Origin of the sequence: Blautia sp. OM06-15AC (assembly GCF_003481425.1) — a bacterium.
GTDB classification, from domain to species: domain Bacteria; phylum Bacillota; class Clostridia; order Lachnospirales; family Lachnospiraceae; genus Fusicatenibacter; species Fusicatenibacter saccharivorans.
Genome location: NZ_QULD01000006.1, coordinates 183,058 through 195,866 on the forward strand (window position 1 = coordinate 183,058; position 12,809 = coordinate 195,866).

At 46.5% G+C, this 12,809-nt stretch carries 13 protein-coding genes; 1 reads left to right on the plus strand and 12 read right to left on the minus strand.

What is annotated here, in order from left to right:
- The first annotated feature begins 24 nt into the window (after nt 1-24).
- Nucleotides 25-594, plus strand: a complete 570-nt coding sequence (locus DXB83_RS09970) for a phosphoribosyltransferase family protein (protein ID WP_055265514.1) — start codon at nt 25-27, stop codon at nt 592-594.
- Nucleotides 595-681: 87 nt separating this feature from the next.
- Here the strand turns inward: DXB83_RS09970 and DXB83_RS09975 are convergent, their stop codons facing one another.
- From DXB83_RS09975 to DXB83_RS10030, 12 genes are all read right to left on the minus strand, one after another.
- A complete protein-coding gene (locus DXB83_RS09975; RefSeq protein WP_055265512.1) occupies nt 682-1,005 on the minus strand; it encodes a branched-chain amino acid transporter permease in 324 nt (107 codons plus the stop codon).
- Nucleotides 960-1,538 carry an AzlC family ABC transporter permease gene (locus DXB83_RS09980; RefSeq protein WP_055265510.1) on the minus strand — a complete coding sequence of 193 codons (579 nt, stop codon included), beginning with the start codon at nt 1,536-1,538 and terminating at the stop codon, nt 960-962. The genes DXB83_RS09975 and DXB83_RS09980 overlap by 46 nt, the downstream gene beginning before the upstream one ends.
- Nucleotides 1,539-1,666: 128 nt before the next feature.
- Entirely contained in the window at nt 1,667-3,361 is a 1,695-nt protein-coding gene (locus DXB83_RS09985; RefSeq protein WP_118697530.1) for an AAA family ATPase, read from the minus strand.
- 67 nt (nt 3,362-3,428) lie between these two features.
- Nucleotides 3,429-3,947 (minus strand): VanZ family protein, encoded by a 519-nt coding sequence (locus tag DXB83_RS09990; RefSeq protein ID WP_118697531.1) that lies wholly within the window; start codon nt 3,945-3,947, stop codon nt 3,429-3,431.
- A gap of 395 nt (nt 3,948-4,342) precedes the next feature.
- The gene (locus tag DXB83_RS09995; RefSeq protein WP_055219311.1) at nt 4,343-5,632 is read right to left on the minus strand and encodes a glycoside hydrolase family 125 protein; all 1,290 of its coding nucleotides are present in this window, start codon (nt 5,630-5,632) and stop codon (nt 4,343-4,345) included.
- A 111-nt stretch (nt 5,633-5,743) separates the two neighbouring features.
- Nucleotides 5,744-7,195, minus strand: a complete 1,452-nt coding sequence (locus DXB83_RS10000) for an ABC transporter substrate-binding protein (RefSeq protein WP_117509974.1) — start codon at nt 7,193-7,195, stop codon at nt 5,744-5,746.
- Nucleotides 7,196-7,290: 95 nt separating this feature from the next.
- Nucleotides 7,291-8,223 carry a carbohydrate ABC transporter permease gene (locus tag DXB83_RS10005; RefSeq protein WP_117509975.1) on the minus strand — a complete coding sequence of 311 codons (933 nt, stop codon included), beginning with the start codon at nt 8,221-8,223 and terminating at the stop codon, nt 7,291-7,293.
- A 12-nt stretch (nt 8,224-8,235) separates the two neighbouring features.
- Nucleotides 8,236-9,123, minus strand: coding sequence for an ABC transporter permease (locus DXB83_RS10010; protein WP_055265684.1), 888 nt, complete (start codon nt 9,121-9,123; stop codon nt 8,236-8,238).
- A 55-nt stretch (nt 9,124-9,178) separates the two neighbouring features.
- Nucleotides 9,179-10,234 (minus strand): LacI family DNA-binding transcriptional regulator, encoded by a 1,056-nt coding sequence (locus DXB83_RS10015; RefSeq protein WP_117802470.1) that lies wholly within the window; start codon nt 10,232-10,234, stop codon nt 9,179-9,181.
- Between the two features lie 390 nt (nt 10,235-10,624).
- Nucleotides 10,625-10,852, minus strand: a complete 228-nt coding sequence (locus DXB83_RS10020) for a hypothetical protein (RefSeq protein ID WP_117509977.1) — start codon at nt 10,850-10,852, stop codon at nt 10,625-10,627.
- A 475-nt stretch (nt 10,853-11,327) separates the two neighbouring features.
- A complete protein-coding gene (locus DXB83_RS10025; RefSeq protein WP_117509978.1) occupies nt 11,328-11,894 on the minus strand; it encodes a hypothetical protein in 567 nt (188 codons plus the stop codon).
- 118 nt (nt 11,895-12,012) lie between these two features.
- Nucleotides 12,013-12,714 (minus strand): ATP-binding protein, encoded by a 702-nt coding sequence (locus DXB83_RS10030; protein ID WP_118697532.1) that lies wholly within the window; start codon nt 12,712-12,714, stop codon nt 12,013-12,015.
- Nucleotides 12,715-12,809 lie beyond the last annotated feature (95 nt).

A 12,809-nucleotide genomic window follows, 5' to 3' on the forward strand; every position in this document is an offset into this window, starting at 1 on the left:
TCAGTAACATAAGAGGAAAATCGTATGAAAGAATACAGCATGGAGCTCTGCGGAGTGAAAAGAACACTTCCATTTATCCCGATCAGTGAGGAGATGGCGTTTGCAAGCTTTGTTGTCCTTGGTGACACCGAGCTGGTAAGTGCATGTGCGCCGGAGCTGGCCGCAAAAATCGGAGAAGTCGATGCCATTGTCACCGCAGAAGCGAAAGGTATTGCCCTAGCGTATGAAGTAAGCAAAGAGCTGGGCCATAAAGAATTTATCGTTGCACGAAAAAGCACAAAATCCTACATGAAAGATGTGGTTTCCGCATCCGTTCATTCGATTACAACAGCGGGTGAGCAGCATCTTTGTCTGGATGGAAAAGACGCAGATAAAATCCGCGGCAAACGTGTCTGCCTGCTGGATGATGTCATTTCCACCGGCGAGTCCCTGCACGCACTGGAATGCCTGATGGCGAATGCCAGTGCAGAGGTTGTAAAAAAAGCAGCGATCCTTGCTGAGGGCGATGCTGCTGATCGAAAAGATATTGTATTTCTGCAGAAGCTTCCGTTATTCAAAAAGACGGGCGACGGAGAGTACGAAGTCATCGAATAATTGCCAATCCTTCTAATGCATATAGAGAATAGAAAAACGGTGCAGTTCTGAATTTCTGCCATGAATTCAGAACTGCACCGTTTCTTTTTAAAAGAGACGCAGAAGCATCATATACGAAATGGTTCCAAGAAGGATGGAGACGAGGGTCTGGTGTTTCCATTTGTAGGTGATAAAAACGACCGCTGCTGCGAGCAGTTTCGGTACTGCGGCAGAGATACCGCCGGTGGGAATATCTTTCATACAGTAAATGATCAGTACCGCCATGATGGCAGACGGCAGTGCCTGGCCGAGTCGTTCGAGTGATGCGGGCATTTTACGGCTGCCGGAAAATGCAAGAAACGGGAGTGCACGGAGTCCGAAGGTGATCAGAGCGGAGACAGCGCCAGCGTGTGCTTCTCTGCTTTTTCCCATTGGTCAATGAAGATAATGAGAAACAGGGCTGTCATACAGAAATCAAGGCCCGTCAGGTCAAATGGAACGATCTGGCCTAAAATGCCGCCGAGAACCGAACCAACTATCCAATAGTAGCGGCTGAACAGAGCGACGAGGAACATGGTGTCCTCTTTTTCTTTTTTCGGAAGATCTAAGGTACAGTTTACGGCGTATGTCTCATCGGTCATCGTGTGAATCATGTACAGCTTGCGGCGCCCCATCTGTTTGAATTCCTTCAGGAAGGTAATGCTGTAAAAACTCTGGCGGCTGTTCATCAGAAGTGCAGTGAGCGCAATGGTGATGAGGGAAGCGCCGCTAGAAAGAAACGTAATCAGAACGAACTGGAACGCGCCCGTATAGACCGTCAGACTTACCAGCAGTGAATCATACCAGGGAAAGCCGGCGGATGCCATCATCATGCCGTAGGCCATGCTGACGAAAACGTAGCTGCAGAAAATCGGGATGGATTTTACGAAAGCAGTTTTTAAGGTAGTGGAAGAAAATCGTTTCATAGATAAAATATCCTCACGTAAAAATAAATTTTAAAAATTAAATTTATCATACTATCTATATCATAGTGAGTCAATAGGAATACCATTTTACGCCAAAAGAAACGGATGACCTTCATCACCCGTTTCTCTCATTCTGCTCCAATCAACACATTCTTCCCCGCAAATGCAAACCCATAATGCCGGATCCTTTCCTGCGGCACGCCAAGGGCCACCAGTTCTGCGTCGTATTTTTTATCCACGATCTGTTTTAAAGCCTCCTGCACCGCATCTTCCAGTGTCTCCTTTTTTACCCGGCTGCAGACTTTAAATTCAATAATAATCGCCGGATCTTTTTCTCTATTCTTCGGAATCATCATCACATCATACCGTCCAAATCCACTTTCCCGATTCGACCGGATCTGATAACACTCTGCGCGTTCTGCCATCAGTCCCAGGACGAAGCCATGATAGAATCGTTCCGGCTCCAGGCTTTCATTTGTTTCCCCGCCGACATCAAAATGGCTGAAGGTCGCAAGGGACACTTTATTCATATAATAATTCATCGCTTCCAGATCGCCCTGCATCAGTGCTTTTACAAAACTGCTGTACCCCGCTTCCGATGCTTCAAACCATCCGCGGAACATATCATCAAACATGCTCACCGTTTCCAGATTGGTGATACGGAGCTGATACCACGGCTTCAAAGTAATTCCACGATACTCCACCTCTTCCGCTTTCAGATAACCGCTCGCGAGCAGCAGACTCCAGATTGCATTTTCATTGTAATCCAGCTGTTCAAACACCATCTGCTCATCAAAGTTCACCGTGACTGCCTGTCCGTTCAGTAGATCTTCCATATACTCTTTGATTTCCGGCGAGGCGGTGCGGATCAGCTTTCCCACCAGACCGTTCGAACTCGTATCTGCCCAGTACGGGCGCAGTTTCTTTTCTTTTAAATAATTGGTAATCGACCATGGATTGTAGATATCGCGGTGTCCGCCAAAGATAAATCCATCATACCACTGCTTCACAACGTCCTTTTTGTCTCCCATTCCGAACTCGTCCAGAGATGCAAAAACTTCCTTTTCGGTAAATCCAAAACAGTCCGCATACAGATCCGATGTCGTCGTCACCACACGCAGATTATTTAAGTCAGAAAAAATACTTTCTTTCGAAACCCTCGTGATTCCGGTCATCATCGCACGTTCCAGATAAGGATTCGTTTTAAACGTCGCATTAAACAGACTCCGCACAAACGTTGTAAATTCCGCCCAGTAGCCATGGACATACGCTTCCTGCATCGGCGTGTCGTACTCATCCAGCAGAATAATCACTCTTCTGCCGTAATACCGCGCCAGATACATACTCATATTATTGAGTGCCGCTGCGGCCTCCGCATCACCCATATGCAGATTGACCTCGTTGTATGCTTTCTTCTCATTTCCGCTCAGCAGATCCCCATCCAGAAGATAACGGTTTTCTTCATACACTCTCGCAATCTGCTGTTTGATCTGAATTTTTGCTTCCGAAAGCTGATCTGCTTTCACGGCTGCAAAACTCAAAAAGATCACCGGATACTTTCCCTGCAGTTCCCGATATTTTTCTTCTTTCCAAACGCCAAGTCCTTCAAACAGATCGCCCCGGGCGGCATATTTATTAGAGAAAAAGCAGTCCAGCATACTCATATTCAGTGTCTTGCCAAAGCGGCGGGGGCGGGTGATCAAGGTGATTTCATCTCCGTTTTCCCACCAGTCCTTGATGAAGTGAGATTTATCCACAAAGAAATAATGGTTTTCCCTTAAGGATGCAAAATTCTGTTTTCCTATACTGATTACTTTTTCCATCCATCACACCTGCTTTCGGAATTTGTCCTTTTCTCGATTATACACTATCCTTTCCTGAATTCCAATCTTAAAACATCCCATTCGCCGCAAACGTAAAAAACAACAACGCCAGAAACAGCACTTCCAGCACCGCTCCCAGAATGGTAATGATCTTTCCCGTCTTCTCTTTCCAGATTTTTTTCATCCCCAGATACAATAGAATTCCGATCACCGCGCCAAGCGTATTATCGATCACATCCGTAATATCACTCGCGCCGATCGCAAAAATATACTGCGTCACCTCAAAAAACAGGCTCAGTCCCGATGCAAGGAGAATGCGGTTCTGGATTTCGCTGTCCGGATAGAAGGCTGAGATGCAGAGGCCGAACGGCAGAAAGACCAGCATATTTTCGATAATTTCACTAATCTGCACTTTCCCGTTCACCACAACCGACGCCGCATACGGAATCAGATTAATCCCCCGCAGGTGCGGAATTTCTTCCGGGCGCAGAGCGAATTTGAATAAAATGCACCAGACAAGTAGCGCCAGGTAAATGCCGAATACCACAAGTAATGCTTTTGATTTTTTCTCGTTTTTCCAGGTCATGTTCTTTCCTCTCTCATCTTCACTTGATAAGAGGATTCTACCAAAACATTCTTAGGATTCCGCTTCTTCTTTTCCAAAGAAATCCCTATAGATTTCCTAAGATTTTCTGATGCTCAGATTCTTTTACATTTCTTCATCATGCCAATTTATTATATCTTTCATATCAATTATATCTTTTACATATCGCAAAAAACTGTGTATAATACCCCGTGGGCAGAGAAAAGAAGCGGGATGAAAATCCCATATTCCCCTGGGACAGCAGTATTCTCCCCACTGCTGTCTCTCCTTTCAGTGAAGGCTGTCGCAGACAGTTTTCTGTGGTGTAGGTAAAAGAGGAGGCCGTGCACTGAGCACAGCCTCCTCTTTTCGTGTTTTTCATCTTTATTTTTTCATCTTTATTTCTTAATCTCATATCCGCAATACTGCATCACCAGCTCACAGAACATTGCGTTTGCCCAGGAGAACCACTCTCTGGTGTAAACGGTCGGATCATCTACGAAAACACCCTCGTGCATCAGTCCTGTACCGCCGTCGGTTGCCATCAGTTCGTGGATCATCTGATGTTTCTCCTCTTTTGTCGGTGCGGTCAGTCCCTCGATGGCTTTGGAGATGTGCCATACGTAGCGGACCGGTGTGTGCGGGCTTCCGATACCGGAAAGCTTCGTTCCTGCATAATAGAACGGGTTTGCCTCGCTTAAGATCAGCTTTCTTGTGTTGTCAGCCACTTCCTGGCTTTCCGGCTCGTAGCCGAGATAGCTCATAGCCAGAAGACTCGGTACATTGGCATCGTCCATCAGATTATACTGGCCAAAGCCGTCTACCTCGTAAGCATAAACATCGCCAAGTCCCCAGATATGGGTGGTACCGTAAGTCTCAATGGCCTGTTTTACGGTCTTTGCCATCTCTTCTGCTTTCTTCGCAATCTCCTCTTTTCCGCCGACGAAATCTGCGATCTCCTTCAGATAATTCAGAACGACAACCGCAAACATGTTGGACGGAATCAGATAACCGTAACGGCAGGAATCATCGCTTGGACGGAAGCCGGACCAGATCAGGCCGATGCCGGATTTTACCTGCGCACCTTTTCCATCGCGGGAAAGCGTATCGGTGTAGGAGCAGTTTTTACGGATGAAGCTGTACGGGGATTTCTCCTCGTGGTTCATTTCAGTCTCAAATACAGTCAGGATTTTGTCAACACCTTCCCAGAAAACCTCGTCAAACTGATCCGTTCTTCCGGTGTTCTTCCAGAACAGATAGGAGAACTGCAGCGGATAGCAGAGAGAATCGATCTCATACTTTCTCTCCCAGATCCACGGTCCCATATCGGTCTCGTCCTTCTCCCAGCAGTTGCCGTTCGGTCCTTCGTTGAATGCGTTTGCGTATGGATCAATGTTGATGCACATAAACTGGCGGCGGATCAGGCCTGCGATCAGGTCAGCCAGCTCCGGGTCGTTCTGCGCCGGAACAAGGTACGGGCGCAGCTGTGCTACCGAGTCACGCAGCCACATGGCCGGGATATCTCCGGTGATGACGTAGGTGCTGCCGTCCTCCATTTTCTTTACGGTTGTGTCGAGGGTATTGGAGTAGCATCGTTCAAACATATCAACGATTTCCGGCTCGTCTTTCAGTTTTTCTCTCAGGCTTAAAATCAGCTCCTGAATGGACTTTGGTAAGGTCTCTTTCATTCTTTTTTCATCCTTTCGCTCAATTTTTCTCATTTCCCGTTATTCTACAACAGGGCATCTCCGCAATCGAAAATGCCCTGTTGTAGTTCTTATAAAATTAATGTATCAGACTTATTTCTGTGCGTCAATCTGTTTCTGAGCTTCTTCGCGGATGGTCTCCCAGCCTGCGGTCTCAAGCTCTGCATCGATTGTTTTTACAAGCTCTCTCGGATCCTGTGCGCCGGTGAATAACTCAGAATAGTATTTCTCATATACGGCACGGCAGTTTGCAAGCTCTGTTTCGATGTTGGAGGTATCCAGGTTGAATCCAAGCATCTCAGACGGAGTTGCTTTCTCGTTCAGCTCTTCTACTTCATCCCACTGGTTGAAGTCAACATCGTCTGTCTGAGTTACGTTGAAGAAAGTACCCTGGGTATATCCGGCCATACCCCAGTCAGTGGTCAGGCGGTGTACCTTATTGTCATCGGTGTACTCGAAGTCTTTTCCTTCTGCTCCATAGTAGAACCAGTCACGTACTTTGGAATCCGTATTTACCAGGTTCAGAAGCTGAAGTGCTTTGTCCGGGTGCTTGCATCCGGAGTAAATACCATTGATGGAACCACGTACAGTTGTGTTGGAAACGACTGTGTTGCCATACTGTACTGCTGAACAATTGGCGATACCATTGTTCGGACCCCATGTTGTTTTTGCAGCGCCGCTCCATCCCTGTGCAACAAAGAACATTGCGTATTTGCTGGAATCATCTGCTGTCGGAGCGTCTCCGTTGATGATGCCCTCCTGATACATTTTACGAACGATATCCAGGTTGGAAAGGATTTCTTCGTCATCCAGCGGATTGACAACGGTCTTGCTGTCATCGCCGTATTTAACGCCGATTGCCGGAAGTCCGGAGCTTAAATCATCGTAGTTCAGGTTCAGCAGGAAGTTTGCACCATTTTTGGACATGAAGTACGGAGATCCGCCTTCGCCCTCTTTTACTGTCTTCAGAGCATCGTACAGAGTATTGAAATCTGTTACAGAATTTACATCAATGTTATATTTGTCTGCAATATCCTGATCCCATACAAAGTACTCGGAAAGGGAGCTGTCTTTGTAGGTCGGTACGCCGTAGATTTTTCCATTTACTTCTACTGCTTTCCAGTAATCTTCCGGAATCATGTCATACAGCTCGGAAGCGTTGTCTTTGAGCAGATCTGTAATGTCCATCAGTGCGCCGGTGTTCACCTCAGAAGAGTAACGGTTCTGGTCGGTGAACAGGATATCGAAATACTCGCCGGAGTTTGTGATAACGCTTCTTCTGTTATCCCAGTCACCCCACGGAACGATTTCCATGTCTACATTAACGCCGATTTTCTCCTCCAGATATGGGTTGATCTGTGCAAGCCACTCATCATAATCCTTCGGCATTCCGTTACCAACCTGAATCCATTTCAGTGTAACAACTTCATCTTTTGCATCACTCTTTGAAGAGCTGCTGCTTCCGTTGCTGCTTCCGCAGCCTGCCAGCATGCCACCGGCCATAACAGCAGAAAGTGCAAGAGCTAAAAACTGTTTCTTTTTCATTGTAGCATCCTCCTGATATAAAATATAGAATGTTGAAATTATCCTTAACCGAAGCCTTTTGCTTCAGTATGAGATCCATAAAGGTAAATGGTCGATCAGCCTTTTACCGCACCGACCGTCAGACCGGAAATGAAGTATTTCTGGAAGAACGGATAGCAGCATGCGATCGGGATGATGATGATGATTGCCATCGCCATACGGGCGCCCTCTTTTGGCATCGAGTTCATGTACTGTGCCGTGGTAACGCCAAGAGACGGGTTGTTTGCCATCACCTCAATATTTCTCTGTACGTGATCCAGCAGAGCCTGCAGGGAATACAGCTTGGTATCGCTGATGTACAGGGAAGACTGGAACCAGTCGTTCCAGTAACCGAAGGTGAGGAACAGGGCGATCGTTGCCATCAGCGGTTTCGACAGCGGCAGGGCGATCTTTCCGAAAATCTGGAACTGGGTTGCTCCGTCGATCTGTGCCGACTCAATGATGGATTCCGGAATGTTGGTCTTGAAGAACGTTTTACAGATAACAACGTTGAACGAAGAAACACAAAGCGGAAGGATCAGCGCCCAGATACTGTTTTTCAGGTTGAGGAACTGTGTGTTAACTACATAAGAAGAAATCATACCACCATTGAAGATCATTGGAATAAAAACGACCATGGTGAAGAATCCGTTCAGTTTGTAGGTGCTTCTGGAAAGAACGTAACCCATCAGCATCGTAAGGGCAACTCCGATTACCGTACCGATAACCGTTACCGCAACGGAAACGCCAAGTGCAGTCACAATCATCTGTCCTTCCCGAAGAAGGAATTTGTAGGAATCCAGCGAGTATGCACTCGGGATAAACTGGTAGCCATTCATCTTGATCGAATGCTCGGAAGAAATCGAGATCATGAAGATGAATACCACCGGGATAATGCAGGCCAGGGCAAGGATCACAAAAATAACATTGAAAATTGCATTTGTAGATCCCTGGATCTGATTTAAATGTGAAGAGGAAGCCAGATCAAGATCTTTTTTCTTTTTTGCCATTTTTGTACCTCCTTAAATAATCGCGCTGTCTTCATCAATCTTCTTCACAATGGCATTGGCAAGAAGGATGGTGATGCAGCATGCAACAGACTGGAAGAATGTTGCCGCAGAAGTCATTCCGATCGGAGTGGAAGACTGCAGTGCGTTGTATACATATGTGTCGATAGTTGCTGTCGTTTTGAAGATCGAACCGCTTGCTCCCTGAGAAAGCTGGAAGAACAGTCCGAAGTCGGAGTAGAAGACCTTTCCGACATTCAGGATGAACATCATGATGATGACACTCTTTAAGCAAGGCAGGGTAATGTGCCATACCTGCTGTCTCTTATTGGCGCCGTCCATAACGGCTGCCTCGTACAGTGTGGTATCAATACCGGAAATGCTGGACAGGTAGATAACCATGTTGTATCCGGTAGATTTCCACAGATACATGAAGATCAGGATAAATGGCCATACACCGGCACTCATGTACCACTGAATCGGTTCCTTGCCTGCATTTCTCATTATACTGTTGATCAGACCGTTGTCCTGGTTCAGGAATGCATCCAGGAAGTAGGAAGCTACAACCCATGACATGAAATATGGGAAGAACATCATCGTCTGATATACCTTCGACGCTCTTTTGTTGTGCAGCAGGCTGATCATGATAGCCAGTCCTACGGAAAATACCATACCAAGAACGATAAATGCAAGGTTATACAGGATTGTGTTTCTCAGGATGACGAACAGGTCGTTGGATCTGATCAGGAACGAAAAGTTTTTGAAGCCGGCCCAGTCACTGTGGAGCAGGTTATAAATGAAACTCTTTCCGCCGGTGATTTTGTAATTCTTGAACGCAATGATCAGACCGAACATAGGCAGGAAGCAGAACAGAATATACCAGATGGTGGTCGGCAGCGCCATGACGGTCAGCTCCGTGTCATTCTTGGTCCAGCGTCCTTTTTTCTTTTTGCTTGGTTTACTCAAGATTTTTTCCTCCTTCTCCCGATTGCTCGGGCTTATCACTTGATCCGTTTATCTTACAAACGGAATCCCGGTAAATAATCTTTCCGGGAATGCGGTATACCTCGCCGCTCTTTTTCTGCGGTTCATTCATATGTTTGATCATACGTTTTGCCGCAAGACGTGCAATCGCGTCGGTGTCAACCGCAACCGTGGTGAGCGACGGACTGCACAGTTGTGCATAAATGGAATCATCAAAACCGGTCACGGAAACATCCTCCGGTACGCAGATTCCACGCTCTTTTAATGCCTGCACTAATTTGAATGCGGTGGCATCGCAGTTACAGACAAATGCGGTGGGCAGCTTCTCCGGTAGCAAAAGCGGAATGGCAATGCCTTCATCGCTTCGGTCCGGGATTCTCCACTCATTTTTCGGGGAAATTCCCTCCTCCAGCATTCTCCGCAGATATCCGAGATATCGGTCGGAAATACTGGTTGTACTTCCTACGGTTCCGACAAATCCGATGTCTGTGTGGCCCTGCTGGATCAGGTAATTGGTCAGCTCATAGGAGCTGTAAATATTCTCGGTGATGACGGAATCGGATTTGTGGGTTTGATCGTAGATGTCCACATACACCTTCGGGAGATCAATCTGTGCAATCTGCTCCCGGACACCCTTATCGAGAATACCAAGAAAGATCAGGCCGTCGAACAGCCCTCTGGTCTGTATCGTGTTCATGTCCGACGGGAGTGTTGCTGTTGTCGGAGAAATCATGATACTCGAACAGGATGCTCTCTGCAGCTCGTAGATGATCCGCTCGTACATTGCCATATAAAATTTTCCTTCGTCTCCGGAGCTGAACCGCGGACTCATGATGATACCGACTTTTTTGCTCTTCCGTTTTCCGTAGTCCGGAAGGACATAACCGGATTCTCTCGCAAGCGCAAAAATCTTTTCTTTCAGTTCTTCTCCCACGCCGTCTTTTCCGTTCAGCGCCTTGGAAACTGTTACTTTACTGATGCCCAGCTTATCTGCCAGGTCCTGCATGGATACTGATTTTCTCTCTGCCATGTTACCAACAGCCCCTCTATTTGTTTCTTAACTTGTGTTTAGATGTTAACATCTTTTAGAAAGATTGTCAATAGCCTTTTCGTTATTTTGTATATTAAAATTCTTATTTTCCAGTCCTAATTTGTATAGATCGAGGAGTATTCTTCTGTTTCTTTTGATTTTTTAGACAGAAAATCTGTGTTCTTGTGTTAAGTCACATAACATCTTAATATTAACGCAGTACTTTTTCGCCTGTTTTCATTTTTAACGAAAAAGCAGCGGAAAGTCTGACTTTTTCGTCTAATTGTCATACTCCCCGCTGTCTTTTTTCATCTTCTGCTGTTTTTCATACTACCGCCAGACAGCCATGGCCTCATTGCCTGACACCGCCGTAAAACCGCGGAACAATGATTACCCGCAAATAAAGGTAACCACACCCTTGTCATTATCTGACAGGCTTTCCATATCTTTCTCTGCGGTTCCCTGCTCCACAATCTCAACTCCATAGCGGAATTCACTGAATCCGGACAGGTCCATCTTGAAGTTTGTTTCCCATGTGTTATTCATAATCCAGCTGTAAACCGGCCGTTTATTATTCTCCTCTTTGTTATCGCACAGAAGGATTGGGTGGGATTCCATCTCCCCCATGTAAAGTAACGGTGTGTCAAAAGTATTAACCAGAATCGTCTGATCTTTTGTCCGGTAACGCGGTAAGAAAACTCAATTTTCGGAAGGTGCCGGTACATTTTCATCACAACACTGCTGTGATACGTTCCCTTCAGTGTAAAGATCAGTTCTACTTTGATAAACACCGGTCCGTGATCCAGAATTTTCACATTCGTAAGGTCACCCTGATACTGCTCTGCGTGAAGTCCGCGGATATTTCTTCTGATCAGACGGCGCTCCTCATAAACGCCTTTTCGGATCGTACGTGTTCACAATATCACGTACCGCTCTGCGCCTACCCAGGCAGTTCTGGTGAACAGGGTCCTGTTTTGCAAAACTTTGTGAAAACGCGATAATACGTTTTATGCACTTGGCGCAGAACGCAAAAAATCCCCTGTTTCCGGGGTTTTTTATACACTCCGGACAGAGGATTTTTCTTATTTTCTACTTATTTCAATACATTTTCCAATTTAACAAAAAGGGTATTCATCTCCTGCACCACACTCTGCAGACTCTTTTCCCCGACATAGTTTCCAATCGCAAACAATGCCTTATACAAAAAATTAACCGCCCCCTGCAATTCTTCGTTTTGCTCTTTTGTTTCTTTCCGAAGCTGCTGCAGTTTTTCTGCCATCGGAAACAATTCCGCAAGAATCTGCTCTTTTCGTGCCCGGTCCGACGGTTCATCTGTCTCCATTTCTTCGAGATCATAGTTATCTGTTCTGCCGCATTTTCCCTTGCACACTGCGCAATCCGGATTCAGACGGTTCTTTTCTGCCTCCACGCGTACAATCCAGGATTTCCCCTCTTCTTCCCTCAGCTCTTTTTCCGGATTTGCCGCGCAAATTCCGCCAAGCAGAATCTCATGCGTGGCTTTGTCCGGGCGGTGACCATTGCTGTCACCACTGGAAAACTCCTGCGATTCACCTTTTGCTGCTTCTCCTCTTCCATCTACCGACCGGGCCAGACCGATCAGCGCACCAAGAAGCTCCTCTTGTATCTTCGTCATACTCATTTTTCTAATACCTCTTACCGAGCTTTTCATTTTTTTCGTCTTACGTATTCCACAAAGCAGAATGTACCAATTTTAAAAATACTTTTAAGGGCACACGCTAATTACTATATCTGATTTTCTACAAAATTTCCCCATCCGTAGAAATCACCACAGTTTTCACCGGAATCTTCTTTCCACTCTCTTTCAGTGCCATCTTCACGGCACGCTCCATTCCTGCGCAGCACGGAACCTCCATGCGTGCAACCGTGATACTCTTAATATCATTCCGCATGAAAATCCGCGCAAGTTTCTCGGAATAATCGATATCGTCAAGTTTTGTACAGCCTACGAGAACGACATGATCCCGAATAAAATCCTGGTGGAAGTTTCCATACGCATACGCTGTACAATCCGCCGCAACGAGAAAGTCTGCTCCTGCAAACATCGAAGCCCGCTCCTGCACCAGCTTGATCTGCACCGGCCACTGGCGGAGCCGGGACGGAACTGCTGCAGAATTTTCCTGCGCATCTGCACGGTCAATCGCCCAGCTGTTTTCACCTGCTTTTCCTGCTCCGGTATTCTCCTGCCCGGCCGCCTCTTTTGCCTTCCGCTGGTTCTCTTTTACCGCCTCCTCATCGTACGGCAGCGCCTCCCGCTCCACAAACGAAATCGCATCTGCCGGACAAACCGGCAGGCAGTCGCCGAATCCGTCGCAGTAGTCATCCCGGATCAGCTTTGCCTTCCCGTCAACCATCGCAATCGCACTTTCATGACAGGCATGCGCACAAAGCCCGCATCCTGTACATCTGTCTTCCTCTATCTGAACAATTTTTCGAATCATCGCTGAATCTCCTTTTTTCTCTTTGTTTCTCAATACCTGTTTGTTTCTCAACCATGATATCATACTTTATCCCTGTTTTGACAGTTGTTTTTTCT

Coding starts and splice junctions, on each gene's coding strand:
- DXB83_RS09990 (WP_118697531.1), bottom strand. CDS start 3,947: ATGACCTGGAAAAACGAGAAAAAATCAAAAGCATTACTTGTGGTATTC.
- DXB83_RS09970 (WP_055265514.1), top strand. CDS start 25: ATGAAAGAATACAGCATGGAGCTCTGCGGAGTGAAAAGAACACTTCCA.
- DXB83_RS10030 (WP_118697532.1), bottom strand. CDS start 12,714: ATGATTCGAAAAATTGTTCAGATAGAGGAAGACAGATGTACAGGATGC.
- DXB83_RS09975 (WP_055265512.1), bottom strand. CDS start 1,005: ATGGGAAAAAGCAGAGAAGCACACGCTGGCGCTGTCTCCGCTCTGATC.
- DXB83_RS10000 (WP_117509974.1), bottom strand. CDS start 7,195: ATGAAAAAGAAACAGTTTTTAGCTCTTGCACTTTCTGCTGTTATGGCC.
- DXB83_RS10025 (WP_117509978.1), bottom strand. CDS start 11,894: ATGAGTATGACGAAGATACAAGAGGAGCTTCTTGGTGCGCTGATCGGT.
- DXB83_RS10015 (WP_117802470.1), bottom strand. CDS start 10,234: ATGGCAGAGAGAAAATCAGTATCCATGCAGGACCTGGCAGATAAGCTG.
- DXB83_RS09980 (WP_055265510.1), bottom strand. CDS start 1,538: ATGAAACGATTTTCTTCCACTACCTTAAAAACTGCTTTCGTAAAATCC.
- DXB83_RS09985 (WP_118697530.1), bottom strand. CDS start 3,361: ATGGAAAAAGTAATCAGTATAGGAAAACAGAATTTTGCATCCTTAAGG.
- DXB83_RS10020 (WP_117509977.1), bottom strand. CDS start 10,852: ATGGAATCCCACCCAATCCTTCTGTGCGATAACAAAGAGGAGAATAAT.
- DXB83_RS09995 (WP_055219311.1), bottom strand. CDS start 5,632: ATGAAAGAGACCTTACCAAAGTCCATTCAGGAGCTGATTTTAAGCCTG.
- DXB83_RS10010 (WP_055265684.1), bottom strand. CDS start 9,123: ATGGCGCTGCCGACCACCATCTGGTATATTCTGTTCTGCTTCCTGCCT.
- DXB83_RS10005 (WP_117509975.1), bottom strand. CDS start 8,223: ATGGCAAAAAAGAAAAAAGATCTTGATCTGGCTTCCTCTTCACATTTA.